Consider the following 24968-nt stretch of genomic DNA (forward strand, 5'->3'; position numbering starts at 1 on the left):
CGGATGGCAGCCGATCAAGCGACAAATGCGCCACTCGCATGGGCGCGTGCCGCCTGCGAAGCGCTGATGGCGGCTTACGAACCGGCGGAGCTGCCGCCCGCCCGCATGTGGCATTACCACCAAGGCGTATTTTTGTGCGGCATGGAGATGCTCGCGGAGCGGACCGGGGACGAACGGTACGACCGCTATATTCGCGGCTATGTAGACAGTCTGGTGGACGAACGAGGCAATCTGATCTTCCTGCGGGATGAGCTGGATGCCGTACAGGCCGGCCTGCTGCTGTTCCGGCTCGCGAAGCAGACCGGACTGGACAAGTACCGAACCGCGGCCGCCCGGCTGCGGGGCTTGTTCGACACGCTCAACCGGACGGGCTGCGGCGGCTTCTGGCACAAGGATTCGCTGCCGTATAATATGTGGCTGGACGGACTCTACATGGGCGGCGTATTCGGACTCGCCTATGCCGCCGCTTACGGGGACGAGGAACTGCGCGGAACCATCCTGCTTCAGGAGCGGCTCATGCGGCGCCACATGCGGGACCCGCAGACCGGTCTGCTCTATCATGCATGGGACGAGAGCCGCCGCATGCCTTGGGCAGATCCGGTCACGGGCTTGTCGCCGTCGTTCTGGGGCCGGTCCCTCGGCTGGTATGTGCTGGCCGTCGCCCAATTCATCGATCTGCTGCCGGGAGAGGCGCATGCCGAAGCCCGTTCGGAGCTGTCCGGCGCGCTGCGGGAGACGCTGACTGCGCTGATTCGCTATCAGGATGCCGACAGCGGCCTCTGGTACCAGGTCGTGGACAAGGGCGACCGGCCCGACAACTGGCTCGAGACGTCCTGCTCCAGCTTGTTCGTCTACGCGATCGCCGTTGCTGTTCGCCAAGGGACGCTGCCGCCCGAATGCGCCGAAGCCGCACAGCGCGGCTATCGCGGACTCGTCGAGCGGCTGCGGCAGGACGAACATGGCCGGCTCGTGCTGCCCGACATCTGCATCGGCACGGCGGCAGGCGACTACGACTATTATGTATCGCGCTCGACCAGCGCCAACGATCTCCACGGCATCGGTGCTTTCGTGATGGCCTGTGTCGCCGTCGACGCGCTGTCGGCCGGGGACAGGCAGCCCGCGTGACCGTTATTTTGCCATCTATCTCGACAGGCGAGCCGCTGCAGCGGCTCGCCTGTCTGCATATGCGCCCGACATGGACGTCATCTTGCGAAAAATGTCCAGCACTCTTCTGCAAAGCGGATATGCCCGCTCCAGCGGAATTCTGCAGCGGGACATCGACCGCGCCGTTCAGGCCGGCTACGGCGAGGAGAAGTTCGATTGCGCGAACAGCCGAACGGATTCAACCTTATCCGAACGGATTCGGCTATCCGCGCGCCCGCTTTTCCGCTATAGTGTGAAGGCGTTCGACACGGAGGGGGCATACCGGGATCCGCAAGCGTTCCCATCGCCTCGACCGCACATATGCGGGAGACCGATGCGGCCGGAAGCTGCCGGACGAACGGGGCCGATCGCAGCGATGTCTTTACACTTGGCGACGTCAGCCCTTACGATGGATTGTAGGGAGCGTACCATGGCGGCCGCATGTTCACGACGACCGAATATGGAAGCGCTTGCCGGATCAAGCGTGCCGTCCCGGGGACGGAGCGGGCACGGAAAGGGGGGAGATGGGAATGTTCGATCGCAGATGGCGGACGAAGCTGCGGTGGCGGAATTGGAGGCTGCGGCAGAAGCTGCTGTTCTCGCTGATCGGTCTGGGCATCATTCCTGTCGTCGTCATCGGCGCATTCTCTTACGGCAAAAGCCAGGAAGCGATCCTCCGGAACTCCAAGAAGTATACGATGGAGCTGCTGGGACAGATTAACCGGAATCTGACGTCGAAGATCGATGCGATGAATGCCGTCTCGCTCAGTCTCATTACCAATCCCTCCCTGAAAGGGATGCTGAACGAGAAGGACGAGATCCGGCGCGGCAAAAACCGGCTCGAGCTGGAGGCGCTGCTCCGCAATATGACGCTCAGCTCCCCGGATATCGGAGACCTCGTTCTGGTCGATCGCAGCGGGAACAAATACTGGGCCGGCGACGGTTACTTCAATCCGGCGATCGAATTCGTCGATACGCCTTATTACCGGGAAGCGGCGCGGGCCAGCGGGAACAGCGTCTGGCTGGGCTTGTCGGACAATCTGATCAAATCTTCGCTGTATGGCCGCTCGGAGGTGATCCCTTCCGCAGCGGCTATCAAAAATTACACGACGAACGAGCTGCTCGGCATTCTCGTGCTGAATCTGAAGCGAACGGCGCTGTCCGGATTGGTACAGGACGTCTACTTGCATCAATTGGGCAACATCGCCCTGCTGGATGCGAGCGGCCGGCTGATGCTGAGCGCGAAGCCGCTGCCCGAAGCGGCCGATCTGACGAAGCTTCCGGCGGCCAGCGGGGCGGACATCCGGAGGCTGGGCGGGGGAGGACTACTTCATGACCTACCTTCGCAACGAAGCGACCGGCTGGTCGATCGTCAGCATCGTGCCCAAGTCGGAGCTGCTCGCCAGCGCGCAGCCGATCCGCAGCGCCATTTTCGACACCAGCCTGCTCATCATTCTGTTCGGCATCCTGTTCGCCGTGCTGATCTCGGACGATATCGTGCTCGGCTTCAACCAGCTCATCGCCCGCATGAAGAAGGTGGAACGCGGCGACCTGCAGACGAACATCCGGACGGATCGCCAGGACGAAGTGGGCCTGCTCAGCAACAGCTTCGACCGGATGCTGCAGCGGCTGAACGATTCGATCCAGACGACGTACGAGCTTCACATCCGCGAGCAGCAGGCAGAGTTGAAGGCGCTGCAGGCGCAGATTCGTCCCCACTTCCTCTACAACACGCTGGATGCGATCAACTGGATGCTGATCGAGCGGGAGCAGTACGAGGTGAGCGAGGTTATACAGGCGCTGGGCGAGATGCTTCGCTACACGATACGGGGCTCCGAATCCCAGCGGGTGCCGCTTCGGGAGGAGGTTCGGCAGCTGGCGAACTACTTGACGATCCAGTCCGTCCGCTTCGAGGAGCGGCTTAGCTGGAGCATCGACATCGACGCCGGGCTAAGCGAGCTGCCGATACCGAAGCTGCTGCTGCAGCCGATCGTGGAGAACGCCGTCGTGCACGGCATCGAGAGCCGAACAGAGGGCGGCATCGTGCGTATCCGCGGCGAGCGGTACGGAAGCCTGGCGCGCATTGTCGTGGAGGACAACGGGCAGGGCATTCCCGCAGACCGGTTGGCCGCGCTGCTGCGGGACGACGGTCCCGCGACCGGCGGCTCGATCGGACTGCTGAACGTGGAGCGGAGGCTGAAGCTGGCTTACGGGGAAGAAGCGGGACTGGAAGTGGAGAGCGAGCCGGGAAGCGGGACGCGGGTGGCGATCCGGCTGCCGGAACGGAGGGAGCAGGTATGAACATTTTGATCGCGGACGACGAGCCGAAGGTGCGAAGGGGACTCGCCGGCATCATCGAGCGCAGCGGGGACAGCCATTGGCAGGTCGTCGGGCTGGCGCACGACGGTCTGTCCGCGCTGTCGGCGGCGGCGCGCGAGCAGGTCGACGTGCTGCTGATCGATATCCAGATGCCCGGCCTGTCCGGACTCGAAGTGATCGAGCGCATCCGTCGCGAGGACCCGGATATGACGATCGTGATCATCAGCGGCTTCGCGGAGTTCGCCTACGCCCAGCAGGCCCTGCGGATGGGCATCTTCGATTATATTCTGAAGCCGGTCAACGCGGCGAAGGTGATCGACACCTTGCGACGCGCGGAGGCGATCGCCGCGGCGAGGCACGATCAGTTCGCGGGCTTGCGGGACAAGTTCCTGCTCGATCTGCTGCTGGAGACGGAGCCTTATTCGGCGGAGGCGATCGCGGCAGGCACTCGCAGATGGGGGCTTCCGAGCGGACGTTTCCGGCTGATGGCGGTTCAATCGCCGGCGGACGCGCCCCCGCCGTCGCTGCGAAGGGACGGTCCGCTGGGCGGACGGCTGGGCGCGGCTCCGATCCTCGCCGCGTTCCGGCTGTCATTCGGACTGAACGTCTTCCTCTACCCGGCGCCGGCGGACGAAGCTGCCGCTTGCGAGGCCGACATCGGCGCGGAGCAGGCGGTCCGGCGGACGTTCGGCGCGGTTCGCATCGCGTTCGGAGATGTCTTCGACGACTGGGCGCGGCTGCCCGATGCCTACCGCGCAGCCCTTTGGCGGCTGAAGGGCGACGCGGCGGCCGGGGAGGAAGCGCCGCTGCCCGAACCCGGCGAGGCGGATGGCTATTCGGCGATCGTCAGCCAGGCGATCCGGTATATCCGCGAGCACTACGGCAGGGCGCTGCGGCTGGAGGAGATCTCGCGCGCGGCCTACGTGCACCCGCACTACCTGTCGGAGCTGTTCAAGAAAGAAACGGGACGTAATCTCAGCGAGTATCTGACCGACTATCGCATCGGCCAGGCGAAGCGCATGCTCCGGGACATCTCCAACAAGGTGTACATGATCGCGCATGCCGTCGGCTTCAACGATCCGAAGTATTTTGGCCAGGTGTTCAAGAAAAAGGTCGGGATGTCGCCCGCCGAGTATCGGGACCGCGTCTTCCTGCAGCCCGAGCCCGTCGGCCGGGAAGGCGGTCCGGTATGAAGCGGTCGCTGCTGGTCTTCGCGCTCGTCGCGGCTGCCGGGCTCATCGTCGCCAATCTGTTCCGGCAGACCGACGACTGGAAGGCGGATGCGCCCGCCGACGGGGGAGACGGGACGGCAGACGATCGTCCTGCGCTTCCTTACCGAGACTTGGCCGGGGCTGGACGCGGTGATTGAAGCCTACGAAGGGCAGCATCCCGGTATCAAGATCGTTCGCCAGTCGTATCCGTACGACCAGCTGTTCGACGTGATCGACGTCAAGATGGGCACCGGGACGAGCGACATCGACGCGTTCGTCGTGGACGAGCCGATGGTGGCGGGCTACAGCCAGCAGGGCTATCTGCTCGCGCTCGACGATTACTTCGACGCCTCGGATCGGGAGGGGATGCTGCCGGGCTCGCTCTCCACCGGCTACTACCGCGACCGGCTGATGGCGGTGCCGATGAATACGTCCGAGCAGCTGTTGTTTTACAACAAGAAGCTGCTGACCGAGGCCGGCATCGAATGGCCGTCGGAACGAATCGAGGACCGGCTTGCCTGGGAAGATGTCGTTGAGATGTCGCAGCTGCTCATGAGCCGGCTCAACGACGGGACGGGCGGCCGCGAGCCGGTGTGGGGGCTGATGTTCGAGCAGATCGGGCGTCCTTATCAGATGCTGGCGCTGCCCAATTCGCTCGGCGGCAGGGGCATCGGCGACGACGGCGTCACGACGGACGGCATCGTCAACGACGAGGCTTGGGTCAGGTCGATGCAGTTCTACTCGGATCTGTTCAACCGCTACCGGATCAGCCCGAAGGGCGTGAAGGCCTACGAGAGCCGGAATCTGTTCCTGTCGGGGCAAATCGCCTTTTTCGTCGGCGGCACCTGGGACATTCAGGGCTTTCTGACGGCCGAGCAGAAGCTGGACTTCGGCTATGCCCCCCCATCCGTACTTCCGCGACGGAACGCCGGTCACGCCCACGGGGGAGCTGGCATCTGGGGATCAACGTGCACGCGAAGCATCCCCGGGAGACGGCAGACTTCATCCGGTATTTGGCCATCGGACAAGGCGCGGACATCTGGCTCGGGGCGAACGGCGATATTCCGTCCAAGATGTCGCTGCTCGACCGGATTCTGAAGGACGGGCAGTACGATGCCTTTCCGAACAGCGGCTTGCGAATCGGCGCCTACGAGGCGCTGCATACCGGCATGACGCGGCCCGTCACGCCCTATTATCGGGAGTGGGACAAGCGGATGACGGCCGCGATGGAGGACATCCGCAACGGAGCGGACCCGAAGGAGATGCTGGACAAGGCGGCGTCCGACCTGACGCGACTCATGAAGCCCGAATCCTCACCTTAAAACGCTTTACTCGCGGGGCGCCGATTTTTCGGCGCCTCTTTTGCGTTGCCGGGGCCGCGTCCGATTGCCGTGATTTTTCGACCAAAGCCGAACCGTGTGCCGTTATGTCCGCCGCGGCTATTCCTTATAGTTAAAGTATCGCATCGATGCCGATTGCATTGCGTTTAAGGGAAGGATGTGCCGACATTGCAGACGAACAAAATCATTCTCGACACCGATATCGGGGACGATATCGACGACGCGCTGGCGCTGGCGCTCGCGCTTCGCTCGCCGGAGCTTGAGCTGCTGGGCGTGACGACCGTGTTCAAGAACGTGCGGGCGCGCGCCCAGCTGGCCCGCCGCCTGCTGGACCTGGGGGGCCGGCCGGATATCCCCGTCTTCGCAGGCTGCCCGCAGCCGCTCATCAACCGCGTGGACGACCGGGAGGTGCCTTGCCAATGGTCGGCGGACATGGAGAACGCCCGTTGCGAAGAAGAGGAATCCGCAGCCGGCTTCCTCGTCCGGCAGGCTGCCGCCTTTCCCGGCGAAGTGACGCTCGTCCCCATCGGACCGCTGACGAACATCGCCGCGGCCATCGCCGCGTGTCCGGACTTCAAGAGCCGGATCAAGCGGATCGTGCTGATGGGCGGCGCCTTCCACTCGCACTTCGCCGAGTGGAACATCTACTGCGATCCCGAAGCCGCCCGCATCGTCTTCGAATCCGGCATTCCGGTCGTGGCCGTCGGACTCGACGTTACGCTGAAGTGCCGGTTGAGCCGGGACGAGGTCGACGAGCTGAAGGCGATGACCGGGGTGGCGGGCGACCCGTACCGCAATTTTCTGATGGAGCTGGTGGATCGCTGGCTTCGCTTCTCCGGCAACCTGCCCGTGCTGCACGATCCGCTCGCCGTCTGCGCCGTGTTCGACGAAGCGGTGCTGACGCTGAAGCGGGAGGTCGTGCAGGTCGAGACGAGAGGCGAGTTCACCCGGGGTCTTACGTTCAACCGCACGGGCGGCGATTGGGTCAATCCGGGCGAGAGCGAGGAGGGCGCCTGGATCGCCGAAGAGGTCGATGCGCCGCGGTTTTTCGCAACGTTCCTGCCGCGCGTATTCGGAGCATCCTTCGCCGGAGGGCGCTGACGATGGTTAACCGGCGGGCGCTTCGCAACCTGGATCTCTACCTGCTGCTGCTTCCCGCGCTAACCTACTTCGTCGTGTTCCATTACTTGCCGATGTACGGCGTTCTGCTCGCCTTCAAGGACTACGACCCCGTCAAAGGCATCTGGGGAAGCGAGTGGGTCGGGCTGGCGCATTTCAGGCGATTTTTCGACTCCTATTATTTCGGCACGATCATCCGCAATACGCTGGGCATCAGCCTGTACAGCCTGGTCGTCAATTTTCCGCTGCCGATTCTGTTCGCGCTGATGCTGAACGAAGTGAGAAGCATGAAGTTCCGCAAATTGCTGCAAACGGTTACGTACGCCCCCCACTTCATCTCGGTCGTCGTACTGGCGGGGGATGCTGACGCTGTTCCTGTCGCCCCAGAGCGGCATCGTCAACCGGATCGTCGCCGCCTTCGGCGGACAGTCGGTCTCCTTCCTCACCGAGCCCGGCTGGTTCAAGACGCTTTATGTATTCTCTGGGGTCTGGCAGGAGCTTGGCTGGTGGTCGATCATCTATCTGGCCGCGCTGGCCGGCATCGATCCGCAGCTGCACGAGGCCGCGAAGATCGACGGCGCTTCGGTGCTCCGCCGGATCTGGCATATCAACCTGCCCGGGATCCGCCCGGTCATGATCGTGCTGCTCATTCTGAGCACGGGCAGTCTGATGAGCGTCGGCTTCGAGAAGATCTTCCTGCTCCAGAACCCGCTGAATCTCGAAGCGTCGGAGGTCATCGCCACGAACGTGTACAAGATCGGGCTGGCCCAGGCGCAGTACAGCTATTCGACGGCGGTCAATTTGTTCAATTCAGTGATTAATTGCGTGCTGCTGCTCGCGGTCAACCAGCTGGCGCGCCGGATTAACCAGACGAGCCTGTGGTAGAAGGGGGGGAGATTCATCCATGCGAGAAAAGGGAGCCGACCGGCTTTTCCTGATCGCCAACGCCGCCGTGCTGTCCATCGTGCTCATCCTTGTGCTCTTCCCCCTCCTTCACATCCTGGCTGCTTCGATCAGCGATCCGCAGCTTGTGAACAAGGGCAAGGTATGGCTGCTGCCGCGCGACCTTACGTTCGAGGGGTTCAGGCGGGTATTCCGCAACGAGGAGATCTGGACCGGCTACCTCAATACGATCGTCTACACGCTGGCGGGCACGCTGCTCAATCTTGCGGTCACATTGACATGCGCCTATCCGCTCTCCCGCAAAGACTTGACGGGACGGACGACGGTTCTGCTGCTGCTGCTGTTCACGATGTTTTTCAGCGGCGGGTTGATCCCGACGTATCTGCTGGTCAAAAATCTCGGCATGCTGGACTCGATCTGGGCGCTTATCGTGCCGGGCGCCGCCTCGGTGTGGAATATCCTCATCGTCCGAACGTACTTCGAGACGGAGATTCCGGACGAGGTCCACGAGGCGGCGATGATGGACGGGGCGTCCAATCTGGTCGCCTTCGCGAGAATCGCCCTGCCGCTCGCCAAGCCCATCGTTGCGGTCATGGCGCTGTTTTACGGCGTGGGCCATTGGAACGCGTATTTCGATGCGCTCATTTATTTGTCCGACCGGCATCTGTACCCGCTGCAGCTCATTCTTCGGGAAATTCTCGTTCAGGCGCAAATGAACGAAGCGATGAAGCAGTCGGGCGGCGTGCTGGAGGGGCTGGCGAAGCAGGCGGAGATCGCCCAATTGCTCAAGTACGCGGTCATCATCGTCTCTACGCTGCCGGTTCTCGTCGCCTATCCGTTTTTCCAGCGCTACTTCGTCAAGGGCATCATGGTCGGCGCGGTCAAGGGCTGAGCGTCGAACGCATCTTTCATTCCCAGGAGGCTATTATCCATGCATAAAAAAAATCTCGGCTCTGCTGACCGCGACCCTGGCGGCGTCGGCGCTGGCCGGCTGCTCCGGCGGCAACGACAAAAACGACAACAACGCGGGTCAAGCTTCGGCTGCGCAATCGACATCGGCGGCGTCCGGCAAGCCGGCGGACGGCAACTTCAACCCGACGGGTTATCCCATCGTCAACGAGAAAATAACCCTGAGGTTTTTCGCGCCCAAAGCGGCCATTCACGGCGACTATGCCGGCATGAAGCTGTTCAAGAAGATGGAGGAGATCACGAATATCCATGTCGAGTGGATCACGCCGCCGACGGACAGCTTCGAGGAGAAGAAAAACCTCGCGTTCGCGAGCAACGACCTGCCGGACGCTTTCTTCCTGTGGATCAACCGGGACACGGAGACGACGCGCGGGGCGGACGGCTCGTTCATCCCGCTTGAAGGGCTGATCGACAAGTACGCGGTCAATTATAAAAAGGCGATGGAGCAATTCCCGACGCTGAAGGGCAATACGACGAATCTGGACGGCCATGTCTATGCGACGGGCATCGTGCAGGACGTGCCGCGCGATCTCACCTTCAAGCAGTGGATCAACCAGTCCTGGCTCGACAAGCTCGGCCTCGCGATGCCGAAGACGACCGACGATCTGTACGACGTGCTCAAGGCGTTCAAGACGAAGGACCCGAACGGCAACGGCAAAGCCGACGAGATTCCGCTCTCGGCCGTCAACCTGGGTCAGACCCGAAACTTCATTCTGAGCGCATTCGGCTACGTCTCTAACGGCATCGAGCTGAACAAGGAAGACAAGGCGGTCTTCGTCCCTACGGAGCCGCAGTACAAAGACTACCTCGCCTATATGAACAAGCTGTACAAGGAAGACCTGCTCGATCGCGAGACGTTCACGTTGAAGCCGGAGCAGCTGTCGGCGAAGGGGCAGGCGGGCATCCTGGGTTCGTTCGATCATGCCGCCGCGTTCCTTGGCGTAGGCGCGGACCGGGACAAAGACTACGCGGCCGTGCCGCCGCTGACGAGCCCGGACAACGCGGATCCCGTATGGCTGAAGTTCTCGGACGTCTGGACGGGGGGGCTTCGCGATCACGAAAAACAACCCGTACCCGGAGGCGACGATCCGCTGGCTCGACTTCCTGTTCTCCGACGAAGGCAAGGTGCTTCAGAGCTTCGGCGTCGAAGGCGAGGACTGGAAGTGGACCGACGATACGAAGACGAAATGGACCTTTACGCCGCCGGCCGGCATGGACGCCGAGGAATACCGGGGCGGCAAGGTGACGCCGGCAGCGGGCATGGGCGCGATCGCCTGGTGGAGCAAGGACTTCGTGCTCAAGCAGGACGATCCGCTGACCGCGCGCATCGACGAGCAGACGGAGGCGGCCGGATATCCGAAGGTGTGGAAGGAGCCGTTCCCGAACGTCTTCCTGACCGCGGACGAGCAGAAGCAAGTGAACGCCATGAAAAACGACATCAACACCTACGTCTCCCAGATGGAAGCCAAATTCATCACCGGGGCGGAGTCGCTGGACAACTGGCAGAAGTACGTCGATACCCTCGACAAGATGGGGCTGCCGGAGCTCGTCCAGATCAACCGGACGGCGTACGAGCGCTGGAAAAGCATGAAGTAACAAAAAAGAGGCCGTTCCGAAAGCCAAAGGCTTTCGGGGCGGCTTCTTTGTGCGCATATCAGAATGTATAACTTTCGGGGTGAAGCTCAGACTTCACCCTTTTCTTAATTACATGGGACGACCGAGACGCAGCGACGCCTGGAGCGAGCGGATTTGTTCCTACATGGGACGACCGTGAAGCAGCGACGCTCGGAGCGAGCGGATTTGTTCCTACATGGGACGACCGTGAAGCAGCGACGCTCGGAGCGAGCGGATTTGTTCCTACATGGGACGACCGAGACGCAGCGACGCTCGGAGCGAGCGGATTTGTTCCTACATGGGACGACCGTGAAGCAGCGACGCCTGGATCGAGCGGATTTGTTCCTACCTGGGACGACCGAGACGCAGCGACGCCCGGAGCGGGCGGATTGGTTCCTACCTGGGACGACCGAGCCGCAGCGACGCTCGGATCGAGCGGATTTGTTCCTACCTGGGACGGCCGAGACGCTGCGGCGCTCGGACCGAGGGGGAGATCGAGCAAAATTGGCCACGGCTGGGCTGGAACTGGGAGATAAAAGCTGAGCGTTGGAGACGAATAACTGTTAAAGAGTTAAAGAGCAGTTAATCGGCGCGCAGATCCGGGGGACGTCATGTTAAAGGAAATTAACTGCGTTTCAACACTTAACGGTTCCTCTGACAGGATAACGCTCCCTTTCCCCGCCCTAGACCGCAACGAACAAATCTTCTTCGCTCCGTATAGGAATTTGAGGATTTTTGTCGAACTAGACTTTGTCGAGCCAGAGGCGAGCATCGAACATATCGACCTCCGGCATAGCCCTTCAGGTCCAGAGAGGGCTTCAACGTATTGCAATAGGTGTCCATTAGGAACGTGGCGTGGAGGGATTCGATTGATTGTTCAGACTAAGCTTTACATCCCTCAAGTGCGCAGCGCTTTGGTGTCGCGTCCGCGGTTGATACGGAAGCTTGACGGGGGGCTGAGCGCCAAGCTGACGCTCGTCGCCGCTTCGGCCGGTTACGGCAAGACGACGGCGCTGAGCGAATGGGCGAGACAAAGCGGCATCCCTGTAGCGTGGGTGTCGCTGGACAAGCAGGACGATGCATGGATTCCGTTCTGGAGCTGCGTCGCCGCCTCGATCCAGGCGGTCGTTCCCGGATTTGCCGAAGCGGTCGGGCCGCTGCTGAACGAGGGGCCCTCGGCTACCTCCGCGTCTCCGGACCCTGCCGTCTCCGCCATGCTGAACGAACTGCATCGGCATCCCGGCGAGCTCGCGATCGTGCTGGACGACTATCATCTGATCGAGCACGCCGACATTCAGAAGTCGCTGAGCTATTGGCTGGAGCGTCTGCCGCCCCGCGTTCATCTTTATATCGCGAGCCGTACCGAGCTGGCCATCCCGACCGCCAGGCTGCTGGCCAGGGGCGAGATGCGGCGGATTACGGCGCAGGACTTGCGGTTCGATCCCCAGGAAGGTCTGAGCTTCTTCCGCGACACGACGGATTTGCCGCTATCCGGCGAGCAGGTCGAGGCGTTGTACGACCAGACGGAGGGCTGGATCAGCGGACTTCAGCTCGCGGCGCTCACGCTGAAGAGCAGCGGCGACATCGCGGGAACCATCCGGCAATTCGGCGGCCAGCAGCATCGGATTTCCGATTATTTGTTCCAGGAAGTATTCCGCGATCTGCCGGAGGCGCTGCGCGCTTTTTTGCTACGAACGTCGATCTTAAGCCGCATGAACGATTCGCTCTGCCGCGCCGTGACGGGAATGCCCGATTGCCAGCCGTATTTGGAACAATTGGAACAGTCGAATCTGTTCACGATTCCGCTGGACGATGATCGACATTGGTACCGGTATCACCATCTCATGTCCGACTTTTTGCAGCGGCAGCTCGCCCGAACGGCTCCGGAGCTGGAAACGCAGGCTCATATTCAAGCGGCGCAGTGGCTGGCTTCCCGCGGCTTCGAGGAGGAGGCCGCCGAGCACTACCTGGCCGGGCGCCAATACGACGATGTCGTGTTCCTCATCGAGAAAAATCTTCTGGAGCTGCTGCACAAAAAAGCCGAAAAGGTGAGCGGCTGGGTGCTTCAGCTGCCGGAAAGCGCCCTGGCGAAGCGGCCCATGGCCGAGATGCTTTATCTATCCCTTTTGATCGGCACCCGGCAGTGGGAAGCGGCGCTCGATAAAATAGAGCAGGCGAAAATCCGCTATGAAGCCATGCGGGAACGCATGGACGAGGCGGAATGGAAGCGGCTGATGGGCAACATTTACTTTTTGTGCGCAGCCGCCGGCTATTTTCAGAAAGATTTGGAACGGGTGTCGATGTACTTCCGCCTGGCGGAGCAGGTCGCGCCGGAAGGCAGTCTCTTTGCGTCCATGGGGGACAACAAGTATTACGGCTACGATGAGTTCGACGATCCGATGTCTTATATCAACGATTATCGGGCGGCCGCCTCCTTCTTGGGCGAGTGGCTTCAACGATTGGAGAACGGCATGTCGCATCCGTCCGCGGCGATCCTGCATGCGACCTGCAGCGGCGTATGGTACGAATGGAACCGGCTGGAGGAGGCGGAAGCGATGCTGGATCGGGCGTTAAAAGCCCAGGTCGGTAAAATCAATCCGCGCAGCCTGCTTCAAATCTACTTCTACGCTTCGCGAATTCAGCAAGCCTTGGGTCGTTCGACGTGTGCCAATGAACTGCTGGAGGAGCTGAAGCTGCGGATCGAATCGCCGGATTATGAACGGTTTTTGCGGAAAATCGAGGCGGAGCAAGCTTCTCTCGCCGTGCGTCAGGGCAATTGGGAGGCGGCGTCGGCGTGGCTGGAGCGCTGCGGGATGAACGCTGCGGACGACGTGTCGCTGAACGGCGCGGCGGAGCAGATGACGTTCGCCTTCGTGCTGGGCGCCTGCGGCCGGCATGAGGAAGCGTTGTCGCTCGCGGAACGGCTGCAGCGATTGTTCTGGAAGGAGGATCGTCTTCGCAACCGAATCCGGATGGCGATTCTGCAAAGCGTGACGCTGCACCGCGCCGGCCGGGCCGAGGCGTCGCTCAGGATGCTGGAGCTTGCCCTGCGACTGGCGCAACCGGAAGGCTTCATTCGCAGCTTCGCGGACGAAGGCGCCGTCATGGCGGAGATGCTGACGGCGTATGTGGAACGATACGCGCCCAGCCATTCCGGGCCGGCTCCCTCCGAGCCGTTAGTCTACGCGAAGGGTTTGCTGCGGGCGCTTACGATTCCGCAAGCGCAGACGCAGCGGCCGGAGCGGATCGAGGTGCGCTGCTTCGGACATTTTCGGACATATTCGGGACGGGCGGGCGCGAATCAGCTCCAATGGCGCACCTCCAAGACGATGGAGCTGATGGCTTATCTGGTGCATCATCGGGGGGAAGCGATCGACAAGTACCAGATCGTAGAGGCCTTATGGAGCCATGTCGACGCCAAGCGGGCGATCGCCCAGTTGAACACGACGGTGCACTATTTGCGCAAGCAGCTGCTGGCGATCGGATACGACGGGATGGTTCACTATGCGAAAGGCCAGTACAGATTGGATATGAACCGGCTGGACTGCGATTACGACCGGTGGCGTCAATTGCTGTCCGCCGGCGTCCCGGCCGCGATCGAGCGCGTCAAAGCTTACGAACAATCGCTTGGCGACTTCTATCGGACGGGCTACCTGGCAGACAGCGCTTATGCGTGGGCCGAGCAGGCGCGGGGCCGTCTGGAGGAGGAATACGTGGGGATGCTGCTGCAGATCCACGACGTATACGTTCATGAACGAGACTTTCCCGCTGCTATCGCCGTCCTGAAGCGTGCGCTTGCCTGCGATCCTTTTAACGAGAGCCTGCATACGAAGCTCATTCGCGTCTACATGCTTGCCGAAGACCGCGTCGCTGCCAAGAAGCAGTACGATTTCCTCCACAGCCTGCTTCGCGCCGAGTTCGGCATCGAGCCGAGCGAAGCGGCCAAGCAGTGGCTGAAGGTTTGATTTTCGTATTCTACAGGACACGGGGGAGAGGTTCGCTCGGCCGCATTTTATCGTTTTTAGTCGTATTTTGTTGAGAGGACTGTTGAGTCCTTGTCAATTAATCCATTGCTATAGTAGGGGGGGCGATTAAAACCTGTTCAGCGAAGAAAGGGTAGTGCGGCAATGAAAAGATGTTTATCTCTGATTTTAACGGCGGTGTTGGCAGCGGGACTTTTGCCCGTGCATGCATCCGTACATGCCGCCTCTGCGCTAGACAGTTGGACGGTAAGAGCGAACGGCGGCTATGAAATTATGTATGATGCCGCATATGGCAACGGCGTGTTCGTAGCAGGCGGCAACAAGATCGTCAGCTCTGTCGACGGCGAGACGTGGACCGACGCGACAACCCCTCCGGGCTTCAGTTATCTGGCGAGTGTCGAGTATGGCGGAGGCTTGTTCGTCGGCGTCGGCTGGCAAGGCAATTTGTTCACCTCTTCCGACGGCATTAACTGGACGAACCGGAATCCGGGCGTATCCAGTATTCTTTACGATGTGGCGTATGGAGACAACTTATATGTTGCGGTAGGGCAGAGCGGGACGATTTTAACATCTCCCGATGGTGTGACCTGGACGACTCAAAATTCGAACACCTATTATGACCTTAACCGTATCACGTATGGCAATGGCAAGTATGTAGCGGTAGGCAATAGCGGCGTCATTTTCACCTCTACGGACGGAATTGCCTGGACAAGTAACGTCTCCGGCACGACCAATCAGCTTTACGCGGTTGCTTACGGCAATGGGCTGTTTGTCGCGGGGGGCCAGAATAAAATCATTTTAACCTCTCCGGACGGGGCTATCTGGACGGAAAGGCAAAACTCCCCTCCCTCTGGATGGCCTCCGATTTCAGATTATTATCGACGAGCTTTATTCAACGATGGCGTGTTTGTCTTGGCAGGTTCTTCCGGCTTAATCGACTCCTCCACGGACGGCATTCACTGGAGCAGTCATAGCTCGGGAACTTCGATTGGGTTCTGGGGGCTGACGGCTGGCAATGGTACGTATATGGCCACGGGTGACCAGGGATCGATTCTACAAACAATCATGTTGGTAAACGCGGAAGCGCCGAGCATCGGGACGCAGCCGGCGGACGAGACCTTGAGCGTGGGAGACACGAGCCCGACGCTGAGCGTGGCGGCGACGGTGGGCGACGGCGGCACGCTGAGCTACCAATGGTATAGCAACGCGACGAACAGCAACAGCGGCGGCACTGTAATCGTCGGCGCGACGAGCGCGACGTACGCGGCGCCGACGGCAAGCGAAGGCACGACGTACTACTACGCCGTCGTGACGAACAGCAATAGCGGCGTAAACGGCACGCAGACGGCGACCGCCACGAGCGCGGCGGCGAAGGTGACCGTTAATGCGCTGGTGAACGCGGAAGCGCCGAGCATCGGGACGCAGCCGGCGGACGAGACCGTGAGCGTGGGAGACACGAGCCCGACGCTGAGCGTGGCGGCGACGGTGGGCGACGGCGGCACGCTGAGCTACCAATGGTACAGCAACGCGACGAACAGCAACAGCGGCGGCACTGTAATCGTCGGCGCGACGAGCGCGACGTATGCGGCGCCGACGGCGAGCGAAGGCACGACGTACTACTACGTCGTCGTGACGAACACGAACAGCGGCGTAAACGGCACGCAGACGGCGACCGCCACGAGCGCGGCGGCGAAGGTGACCGTGAACGCGCTGGTGAACGCGGAAGCGCCGAGCATCGGGACGCAGCCGGCGGACGAGACCGTGAGCGTGGGAGACACGAGCCCGACGCTGAGCGTGGCGGCGACGGTGGGCGATGGCGGCACGCTGAGCTACCAATGGTACAACAGCGCGACAAACAGCAACAGCGGCGGCACTGTAATCGTCGGCGCGACGAGCGCGACGTACGCGGCGCCGACGGCGAGCGAAGGCACGACGTACTACTACGTCGTCGTGACGAACACGAACAGCGGCGTAAACGGCACGCAGACGGCGACCGCCACGAGCGCGGCGGCGAAGGTGACCGTGAACGCGCTGGTGAACGCGGAAGCGCCGAGCATCGGGACGCAAGCCGGCGGACGAGACCGTGAGCGTCGGCGATACGAGCCCGACGCTGAGCGTGGCGGCGACGGTGGGCGACGGCGGCACGCTGAGCTACCAATGGTATAGCAACGCTACGGACAGCAACAGCGGCGGCACGCCGATCGGCGGCGCGACGAGCGCGACGTATGCGGCGCCGACGGCGAGCGAAGGCACGACGTACTACTACGTCGTCGTGACGAACACGAACAGCGGCGTAAACGGCACGCAGACAGCGACCGCGACGAGCGGCACAGCGAAGGTGACCGTGAACGCGCTGGTGAACGCGGAAGCGCCGAGCATCGGGACGCAGCCGGCGGACGAGACGGCCGACGTCGGCGCGACGAGCCCGACGCTGAGCGTGGCGGCGACGGTGGGCGATGGCGGCACGCTGAGCTACCAATGGTATAGCAACGCGACGAACAGCAACAGCGGCGGCACTGTAATCGTCGGCGCGACGAGCGCGACGTATGCGGCGCCGACGGCGAGCGAAGGCACGACGTACTACTACGTCGTCGTGACGAACACGAACAGCGGCGTAAACGGCACGCAGACGGCGACCGCCACGAGCGCGGCGGCGAAGGTGACCGTGAACGCGCTGGTGAACGCGGAAGCGCCGAGCATCGGGACGCAGCCGGCGGACGAGACCGTGAGCGTGGGAGACACGAGCCCGACGCTGAGCGTGGCGGCGACGGTGGGCGACGGCGGCACGCTGAGCTACCAATGGTACAGCAACGCGACGAACAGCAACAGCGGCGGCACTGTAATCGTCGGCGCGACGAGCGCGACGTATGCGGCGCCGACGGCGAGCGAAGGCACGACGTACTACTACGTCGTCGTGACGAACACGAACAGCGGCGCAAACGGCACGCAGACGGCGACCGCCACGAGCGCGGCAGCGAAGGTGACCGTGAACGCGCTGGTGAACGCGGAAGCGCCGAGCATCGGGACGCAGCCGGCGGACGAGATCGTGAGCGTGGGAGACACGAGCCCGACGCTGAGCGTGGCGGCGACGGTGGGCGATGGCGGCACGCTGAGCTACCAATGGTACAACAGCGCGACAAACAGCAACAGCGGCGGCACTGTAATCGTCGGCGCGACGAGTGCGACGTACGCGGTGCCGACGGCGAGCGAAGGCACGACGTACTACTACGTCGTCGTGACGAACACCAATAGCGGCGTAAACGGCGCGCAGACGGCGACCGCCACGAGCGCGGCGGCGAAGGTGACCGTGAACGCGCCTACGAACGACTCCGGAAGTCCGGCGCCTGCGCAGCCCGTTGCAACTTCGACGACGAACGGCAGCTTGACCCTGTCCGCGGGCCAATCCGGAGACGTCAGCCTGGACGGCGAGGTCAAGGTCGAGATCCCGTCCGGGGCTGCATACAAAAGTCTTGATATTACCATACAAAAATTGGCGAATACGCAAGGTTTGCTCACGGATAAGGACGGGACGGTCAGCGGGGTATTTGAAATTTCGAAAAATTTCCCCCGAGAACTTCAGCAAAGACGTCGTTCTGACCTTTACGTTCAAACCCGAGGACTTGCGCAATGGGCAACGACCGTCCGTGTTCTATTATGACGAGTTGACCCGGGTCTGGGTGGAAGTTCCCGGCGGCGACGTGAACGGCAATAAGATCAGCGTCAAGGTGAATCACTTCACGAAGTATGCGGTATTCGCCGTAGGCGGTCACGATGATGCTGCGGGGGGCGCGCAGACGGACGCCTTCACGGACATCGCGGGTCACTGGGCGGAAGCCGGCATTAAACAGGCGGCCGCCGCCGGCATCGTGAGCGGGTATCCGAACGGTGCGTTCAAGCCGAATGGTTCGGTGACGCGTGCGGAATTCGCGGTCATGCTGATGAATGCGCTCAAGCCGCAGGATGGCGAAGCGGAGCAGCAGCTGACGTTCAGCGACAACGCGAAAATAGGCGAATGGGCGCGCAAAGCGCTTGCGCAAGCGGTCTACGCGGGCATTATGAAAGGCGCGGACGACAATACGCTCCGTCCGGACGCCCTCGTCACGCGCGCGGAGATGGCGACGATGATCGCCAGGGCGCTGGGACGGTCGGCCGAAGCGACGGCCGCGACGGGCTTTGCGGACGATAGCCGCATTCCGGACTGGGCCAAAGGCGCCGTGACGGCCATGAAGGAGCTGGGCATCGTCAATGGCAAGGGGGGAGGACTTGTTCGTTCCCGACGACAAGCTGACGCGAGCGGAAGCGGTCACGGCTCTGCTGAGAATGTTGACTATTCAAAACAAGTAATCAAAAGGAACCCGGCTGCAAACGGTATGCAGTCGGGTTCTGATTTCCAGCCAAGAGACTCGGCATGCGACCAGACACGATCGGGCACAAGAAGGTAACCAAAAAAGGGGGAATTCGCTCTAAACAGCGGATTCCCCTTTTTTTGATATAGCAGAAAGGCGTTACTTTCACTTACAAACCTTACAGCGAAGAGAGGTGGGAAGTATGCGGGTAGGCGCAGATGAGAACGGCGAGGAGGCGCTGAATGCAGGTCAAGCAAAGGGCATCGGACTCAGGAGACGCTATTTTCGTAAAAACCGGTCCCATGGTGATCGATTCGGACTGGAGGGACGTTATTTATACGGATCAAGGCTAAAAAAAGGTCGGCAAACCTGAATTAGCGTCATCTGGGTCCGCGATCGGGCCGCGAATCGCGATCGGAACAAGAATAAGGGCTCCTCGGTCCGTCCGCTACGCGTACAGTGCCTTCGCCACCCGCCGGAACTCCCGCCTGCGCTTTTAAAGCCTTCGCCACCCGCCGGAACTCCCGCCCGCGCTTTTAACGCCGTCCCCGCCCGCCGGAACTCCCGCCCGCGCTTTTAACGCCGTCCCCACCCGCCGGAACTCCCGCCTGCGCTTTTAAAGCCTTCGCCACCCGCCGGAACTCCCGCCTGCGCTTTTAAAGCCCTCGCCACCCGCCGGAACTCCCGCCCGCGCCGTATCTGCCGCTCCGCCCGCCGTCCTCCGCCCCCGGCGCTTCAGCAGCCCTTGGCTCCCCTCGGCAGAGATTGGGCGCATGGCGCGTGTCCGACTTCCTATATCGCTCCCAGCCGCGCCTTGATTTCCAAGCAACGGGCAACCCCCCCGTTCCCTACCGGCCACATCGCAGCTTCGCGTACATTTTGTCGCAGATGCTTGATATTTTGTCGGGTAGCCGACTGTTTTCTCCTCGAACGATCCTCTATAATCATAAATACCGATAAACAAACAATGAATTAACATTCGGAGAGGGGCGCGACGACGATGAACGAAGCGGGCGTGCGGGGCGATGCGCAAGAAACCGCCTCGAATCGCGCCGAGGCAGCCGAGCAGCTCGCGTTGGCGAAGCTCTTCGAGACGTTCGGCGCGTCGCGCGACGTGAAGAAGAACGCTTTTATCTTCAGAAGCGAAGAGGAGAGCCAGGAGATTTATTTCGTCCAGGACGGGCTGGTGAAAATCTCGCAGTTCGCGCAGGAGGGTCAGAGCATCACTTTGTTCCTGCGCCACAAGGGCGAGGTGTTCGGCGCGGCCGAGGTGCTGACGGGGCAGAAGCGGCAGCGTTACGCGCGATGCATCACGGACAGCCGCATTCTCTCGATTCCCGCTGCTTCCTTCATCGGATTGCTTAGGCAGCATCCGGACGCCCTTTACGCGCTGACGGTCGCCAACGCCCGCCGGCTGCTGCAGACGCAGCGCTACGTGGAGACGCTCGTGTCCCGGCCGGTGGCCTGGCGGCTGGCGCAGCTTTTGCTGCAGCTCGGCGTGCGTTCGGGGAAGGAGACGGTCGTCACGCTTCCGCTGAGCCACGAGGAGATCTCTTACGTGATCGGCTGCAGCAGGCAGACGGTGACCGAGACGCTCGGGCGGTGGCGGGACGACGGCATCGTCCGCTACGAGAAGAAGCAGGTCGTCATTTTCGATACGGACGCGTTCGAAGCGCGCTTATAACGACACGACAAAGAAAGCGTTGGAGGTGGCGGAGCATGATCCGGTTAGAAGGCGTCGGCAAGACGTTCGCGCAGCGGGGCGGCGTCGGCTACACGGCATTGGAAGACATCGACTTCGAGATCGGGAGGGGAGAGTTCGTCTCCGTCCTCGGTCCTTCGGGCTGCGGCAAGTCTACGCTGCTTAACCTGGTGGCGGGACTGGAACGGGCGGATCGCGGCCGCGTCGAAGCGAACGGCAAGGTCGTCACGGCTCCCGGGCCCGACCGGATCGTCGTGTTTCAGGACCATGCGCTGTATCCCTGGCTTACCGTACTGGAGAACGTGGCGTTCGGTCTCAAGCAGAAGGGGATCGGCAAAAAGGAGCGCCGCGAGCGGGCCATGGAGCAGATTCGAACCGTTCATCTGGGCAAGTTCGCGGACCGCTATCCTCACGAGCTGTCGGGGGGGGATGAAGCAGCGGGTGGCGATCGCGCGCGCGCTCGTCATGGACCCGGAGATTCTGCTCATGGACGAGCCGTTCGCCGCGCTGGACGAGCAGACGAGGCTGCTGCTGCACAGGGAGTTGGAGCAGATCTGGCTGAGCACGCGGAAGACGATCCTGTTTATCACGCACAACATCCGGGAGGCGGTCACGCTGTCGGAGCGGGTGCTCGTCATGTCCACCCGGCCGGGGCGGATCAAAAAAAGAGTTTCGTGTGCAGGCGGCGCGTCCGCGGGAGCCGGGCGATTCCGTGCTGCACCATATCGAGAGTCGGATCATGGATACATTGGCCGCCGAGCTGGAGAAGGTGGCGAAGGAGGAGTACGGCGATGACTACACTTTGGAGAAAAGCGCTCTTTCTCCTTCTGCTGCTCATCATATGGGAGACGGCATATAGGACGATGCACTGGGGCTGGCGCTTCCCGTCGGCGCTGCAGACGATGCGGACATTCTACGACGGAATGGTTGACGGCCAACTGCTCAAGGCGACGCTCGGCAGCCTGCGGCGCATCCTCGTCGCGTTCGCGCTGTCGTGCGCCATCGGCGTGACGCTTGGCGTCCTGTTCGCCCGGAGCCGGCTGCTGGACGAGACGTTCGGCTTCGTCGTCGTCGCGCTGCAGACGGTGCCGAGCATCGCGTGGCTGCCTTTTGCGATCATCTGGTTCGGGCTGAACGACTTCGCCGTCGTGTTCATCACGACGATCGGGGCGACCTGGACGATGGCGATCGCGAGCCGGAGCGGCATCAAGAACATCCCGCCGATCTATGTGAAGTCCGCGCAGATGTTCGGGACGGGCCGCGGGCTCCGTCTCTTCTATCAGGTGATGGTCCCCGCCGCGATCCCGCAGCTTATCACCGGCATGCGCATGGCCTGGGCGTTCGCCTGGCGGGCGCTCGTCTCCGGCGAGCTTATCGCGCGCGGCGTCGGGCTCGGGCAACTGCTGGAGGAGGGGCGGAGCCTCGGCGACACGTCGCTCATGCTCTGCATCGTGCTCGTGATCGCGATTCTCGGCACGATTTCCGACCACCTCGTTTTCAAGCGCATCGAGGATCGGGTCTTGACGCTGTACGGGCTCCAGACGGCCAAAGCCTAAGCTTAAATGGGAAAAGGAGAATGCTTCATGTTTAAAAAAAGCGATCTATTCTAGTTTTGTCCTCGTCTTGATGCTGGCCTTGCTGTCCGGGTGCGGCTCATCCGGCTCATCCGCATCCTCCGGTTCTTCTGCTTCGGAGAGCGGCGGCGCCAAGTCGGCCGACCCGATCACGGTGAAGATCGGCCTGCTCAAAAACGTAACCCATGCGCCGGCCTTCGTCGCGATCAAGAAGGGCTATCTGCAGGACCGTCTCGGCGCGAACGTGAAGCTTGAAGTACAAGGCTTCAACAACGGTTCCGACTTCTCGACCGCGATGGCGACGGGCGAGATCGACATCGGCTACGTAGGGCCGAGCCCGGTCATCAACCAATACGTCAGAAGCAAGAACATCAAGATTCTGTCCGGTGCGAACAACGGCGGCGCCGTGCTCGTGGCGAGGAAGGGCGCCGGCGTGGCGGGCGTCAAGGACCTGTCCGGCAAGCTGGTCGCCATCCCGACCAAGGGGAGCACGAACGAGATCTCGCTCCGTCTGCTGCTTCAGGAGCAGGGCCTTAAGGTGACGAGCGACAAGAGCGGGGTGCAGATCATCGCGATGGCGCCCGCGGATACGCTGACGGCCATGAAGCAAGGCCAGGTAGACGCGGCGCTGCTGCCCGAACCGTGGGGCACGCAGATCGCGAACGAAGGCATCGGCGAGATCGCCGTCGATTGGGACCAGGTGCCGCCGAACAAGGGGGAACTATCCGCTGACGATCGTCGTCGCAAGCGACGGCTTCCTGAAGGCGCATCGGGATCTGGCCAAGTCGGTGCTTCTCGCCAACGAGGACGCCATCCAGTTCATCAAGGATCGCCCGGACGACACGTACACGCTCGTCAGCGACGAGCTGAAGGAGCTGACGGGCAAGGGTCTGGACGTCGAATTGATCAAGGCGACGCTCTCGCGCCTCAGCCTGACGACGAACATCGATCAGGACGCCTTGCAGGCGATGGGGCAGGTGGCGGTCGATGCCGGCTACATCAAGGACGTCGGCGCGGACGGCCTGGATCTGACAGGCTTGTACGATCTGTCGCTGCTGAAGGAGACGCAGGAAGGCAAATAGACCGACGAAGAGAGGGAAGACAGCGATGACTGAGTTCTACATTCAGCCGCAGCGCGATTTGCGCCCGGACTACCACCCGAATCTGACCGTCGTTCTGCTCGGAACGGGGTCCCCCCCGGGCCTTCTACGGGCGCGCGAAGCCCGGGGTCGCGGTGCTCGCGGGAGACAAGGCGTTCCTCGTCGATTGCGGCGGCGCCGCGGTGGATCAACTGGTCAAGGCGGGCATCATGCCGCAGCGGATATCGGATGTTTTGTTCACCCATCACCATTACGACCACAACGGCGGATTTTTCGACGTGTTCATCACGAGCTGGCGCACGCATATTACGGCGGAGCGTGTCTTCGAGGGCCGGTCGGTGCCCATGCACGTATACGGACCGGAGACGACGAAGGCGATCATTGGAAAAATGCGGGAATCCTTCGAGTTCGACGTGAAGCTGCGCATCAGCTACAACCTGTCGGACGAAGCGGGCTCGCGAATCGAATATACGGAGCGCAACGAAGGCGTCGTCTACGACAAGGACGGCATCCGGATCACGGCCTTCGAAGTGGACCATCGTCCGGTGTACCCGGCCGTCGCCTACAAGTTCGAGTATAACGGCAAGACGGCCGTCATTTCCGGCGACACGATTCCGGTGGCGAGCATGGAGAAGCATGCGGCCGGGGCGGATCTGCTCGTTCACGAGGCGTACAACAAGCCCTGGCTGGACGCCCTAATCGCGCGCTATCCTCAGCACGAGAAGGCGCTGTCGAACCCCGCGAAGTATCATACGACGACGCTGGAGGCAGCGGGCATCGCGCAGCGCGCGGGCGTCCGGCATCTCGTGCTCACGCATCACATTCCCGCGCCGGAGGCGAATCCTGCGGCGGAGCAGGCGTACATCGCGGGAATGGCCGATATTTACGCGGGTCCGATCACGGTCGGACGGGACTTGATGGCTTTCGTATTAAAATAGCGACCATCGTTGAAGGCAGGGGCTGCGGGCACCTCTGGGCTGCACTGGGCATAAGCTGATCCCATGCAGATTCGAGAGGTGTTTGAGCATGTATCCTTATTATCCGGAAATTCGTCGCTTCCCCTGCGTTGACTATCGGTATGGGCAGTATGGGCAGCATGCGCTGCAGCGGCTTACCTTCGTGCTCGTGCATGGCGCTTGGGCGGACGCTCGCTTCTGGGACGATATAGCTGCGGCGCTGCGCGCGAACGGGCATGTCGTCTATACGCCGGAATATGCCGGGCATGGAGAAGATCCGAACAAACAGGTCACGCACGCGATGATCACGCAGTCCGTCGTCGACTTTATAACAAAGCTGAACTTGCGGGATATCGTTCTTGTCGGGCACAGCTTCGGCGGCACGGTCGTTCAGAAGGCGGCCGAACAGGTATCTGCGCGCCTTAAGCGTCTCGTCTTCTGGGATGCCTTCGTATTGAAGGACGGCGAATCGCTTGCGGACGAGGTGACGCCGCAGACGAGGCAAGGCTTCGAGCAGCTTCGGGCAAGCTCGGGGGGACGATACGATTATGCTTCCTTTTCCGCTGTTCCGGGATTCGTTCGTGAATACGGCCGCTTTGGACGTGGCGAGATGGATCTACGCAACCGCCTCTCCGGAGCCGGCCAAGCCGCTTTTCGAGAAACTGGATCTTAAAGCGTTCTATGCGCTG

General features: G+C 61.8%; 17 protein-coding genes and 4 pseudogenes. All 21 read left to right on the forward strand.

Translation table 11 applies throughout. From position 1 onward, the window contains the following. The first annotated feature begins 3 nt into the window (after window positions 1–3). Window positions 4–1125 carry a glycoside hydrolase family 88/105 protein gene (locus tag OMP40_RS19310; RefSeq protein WP_277533800.1) on the forward strand — a complete coding sequence of 374 codons (1122 nt, stop codon included), beginning with the start codon at window positions 4–6 and terminating at the stop codon, window positions 1123–1125. 716 nt (window positions 1126–1841) lie between these two features. Next, window positions 1842–2378: pseudogene (locus OMP40_RS41990) on the forward strand (cache domain-containing protein); the annotation flags it as partial. 97 nt (window positions 2379–2475) lie between these two features. Further along, on the forward strand, window positions 2476–3444 hold the full coding sequence (locus OMP40_RS19320) for a sensor histidine kinase (protein ID WP_277533803.1): 969 nt from the start codon (window positions 2476–2478) through the stop codon (window positions 3442–3444). Further along, window positions 3441–4655 carry a response regulator gene (locus tag OMP40_RS19325; RefSeq protein WP_277533804.1) on the forward strand — a complete coding sequence of 405 codons (1215 nt, stop codon included), beginning with the start codon at window positions 3441–3443 and terminating at the stop codon, window positions 4653–4655. Before OMP40_RS19320 ends, OMP40_RS19325 begins: the two co-directional genes overlap by 4 nt. Beyond that, the gene (locus tag OMP40_RS19330) at window positions 4652–4831 is read left to right on the forward strand and encodes a hypothetical protein (protein WP_277533806.1); all 180 of its coding nucleotides are present in this window, start codon (window positions 4652–4654) and stop codon (window positions 4829–4831) included. The genes OMP40_RS19325 and OMP40_RS19330 overlap by 4 nt, the downstream gene beginning before the upstream one ends. Then, a complete protein-coding gene (locus OMP40_RS19335) occupies window positions 4824–5771 on the forward strand; it encodes an ABC transporter substrate-binding protein (protein WP_277533807.1) in 948 nt (315 codons plus the stop codon). The genes OMP40_RS19330 and OMP40_RS19335 overlap by 8 nt, the downstream gene beginning before the upstream one ends. Further along, the gene (locus tag OMP40_RS19340; RefSeq protein WP_277533808.1) at window positions 5747–5995 is read left to right on the forward strand and encodes a hypothetical protein; all 249 of its coding nucleotides are present in this window, start codon (window positions 5747–5749) and stop codon (window positions 5993–5995) included. Before OMP40_RS19335 ends, OMP40_RS19340 begins: the two co-directional genes overlap by 25 nt. 186 nt (window positions 5996–6181) lie before the next feature. Beyond that, complete coding sequence (locus OMP40_RS19345; RefSeq protein WP_277533810.1) at window positions 6182–7114, forward strand: nucleoside hydrolase; 933 nt, start codon at window positions 6182–6184, stop codon at window positions 7112–7114. Window positions 7115–7116: 2 nt separating this feature from the next. Further along, window positions 7117–8017 (forward strand): annotated as a pseudogene (locus OMP40_RS19350) (ABC transporter permease). Between the two features lie 19 nt (window positions 8018–8036). Beyond that, on the forward strand, window positions 8037–8927 hold the full coding sequence (locus OMP40_RS19355) for a carbohydrate ABC transporter permease (RefSeq protein ID WP_277533812.1): 891 nt from the start codon (window positions 8037–8039) through the stop codon (window positions 8925–8927). Between the two features lie 286 nt (window positions 8928–9213). Beyond that, entirely contained in the window at window positions 9214–10671 is a 1458-nt protein-coding gene (locus tag OMP40_RS19360; protein WP_277533814.1) for an extracellular solute-binding protein, read from the forward strand. A gap of 816 nt (window positions 10672–11487) precedes the next feature. Next, window positions 11488–14583, forward strand: a complete 3096-nt coding sequence (locus OMP40_RS19365; protein WP_277533815.1) for a BTAD domain-containing putative transcriptional regulator — start codon at window positions 11488–11490, stop codon at window positions 14581–14583. A gap of 291 nt (window positions 14584–14874) precedes the next feature. Further along, window positions 14875–16767: a WD40/YVTN/BNR-like repeat-containing protein gene (locus OMP40_RS19370; RefSeq protein ID WP_277533816.1), complete on the forward strand. Its 1893-nt coding sequence runs from the start codon at window positions 14875–14877 to the stop codon at window positions 16765–16767. After that, window positions 16685–18259 carry a hypothetical protein gene (locus OMP40_RS19375; protein ID WP_277533818.1) on the forward strand — a complete coding sequence of 525 codons (1575 nt, stop codon included), beginning with the start codon at window positions 16685–16687 and terminating at the stop codon, window positions 18257–18259. Before OMP40_RS19370 ends, OMP40_RS19375 begins: the two co-directional genes overlap by 83 nt. Continuing rightward, window positions 18246–19043 (forward strand): S-layer homology domain-containing protein, encoded by a 798-nt coding sequence (locus tag OMP40_RS19380; protein WP_277533820.1) that lies wholly within the window; start codon window positions 18246–18248, stop codon window positions 19041–19043. Before OMP40_RS19375 ends, OMP40_RS19380 begins: the two co-directional genes overlap by 14 nt. Before the next feature lie 904 nt (window positions 19044–19947). Beyond that, entirely contained in the window at window positions 19948–20631 is a 684-nt protein-coding gene (locus OMP40_RS19385) for a Crp/Fnr family transcriptional regulator (protein ID WP_277533822.1), read from the forward strand. A gap of 35 nt (window positions 20632–20666) precedes the next feature. Continuing rightward, window positions 20667–21508: pseudogene (locus OMP40_RS19390) on the forward strand (ABC transporter ATP-binding protein). A 157-nt stretch (window positions 21509–21665) separates the two neighbouring features. Then, window positions 21666–22205 (forward strand): annotated as a pseudogene (locus tag OMP40_RS19395) (ABC transporter permease); the annotation flags it as partial. A 70-nt stretch (window positions 22206–22275) separates the two neighbouring features. After that, the gene (locus tag OMP40_RS19400) at window positions 22276–23334 is read left to right on the forward strand and encodes an ABC transporter substrate-binding protein (RefSeq protein WP_277534901.1); all 1059 of its coding nucleotides are present in this window, start codon (window positions 22276–22278) and stop codon (window positions 23332–23334) included. Between the two features lie 123 nt (window positions 23335–23457). Next, the gene (locus OMP40_RS19405; RefSeq protein WP_277533824.1) at window positions 23458–24261 is read left to right on the forward strand and encodes an MBL fold metallo-hydrolase; all 804 of its coding nucleotides are present in this window, start codon (window positions 23458–23460) and stop codon (window positions 24259–24261) included. An 88-nt stretch (window positions 24262–24349) separates the two neighbouring features. Beyond that, window positions 24350–24952, forward strand: coding sequence for an alpha/beta fold hydrolase (locus tag OMP40_RS19410; protein WP_277533826.1), 603 nt, complete (start codon window positions 24350–24352; stop codon window positions 24950–24952). Window positions 24953–24968: the final 16 nt, after the last annotated feature.

It is taken from the genome of Cohnella rhizosphaerae, assembly GCF_029525575.1.
GTDB lineage: Bacteria > Bacillota > Bacilli > Paenibacillales > Paenibacillaceae > Cohnella > Cohnella rhizosphaerae.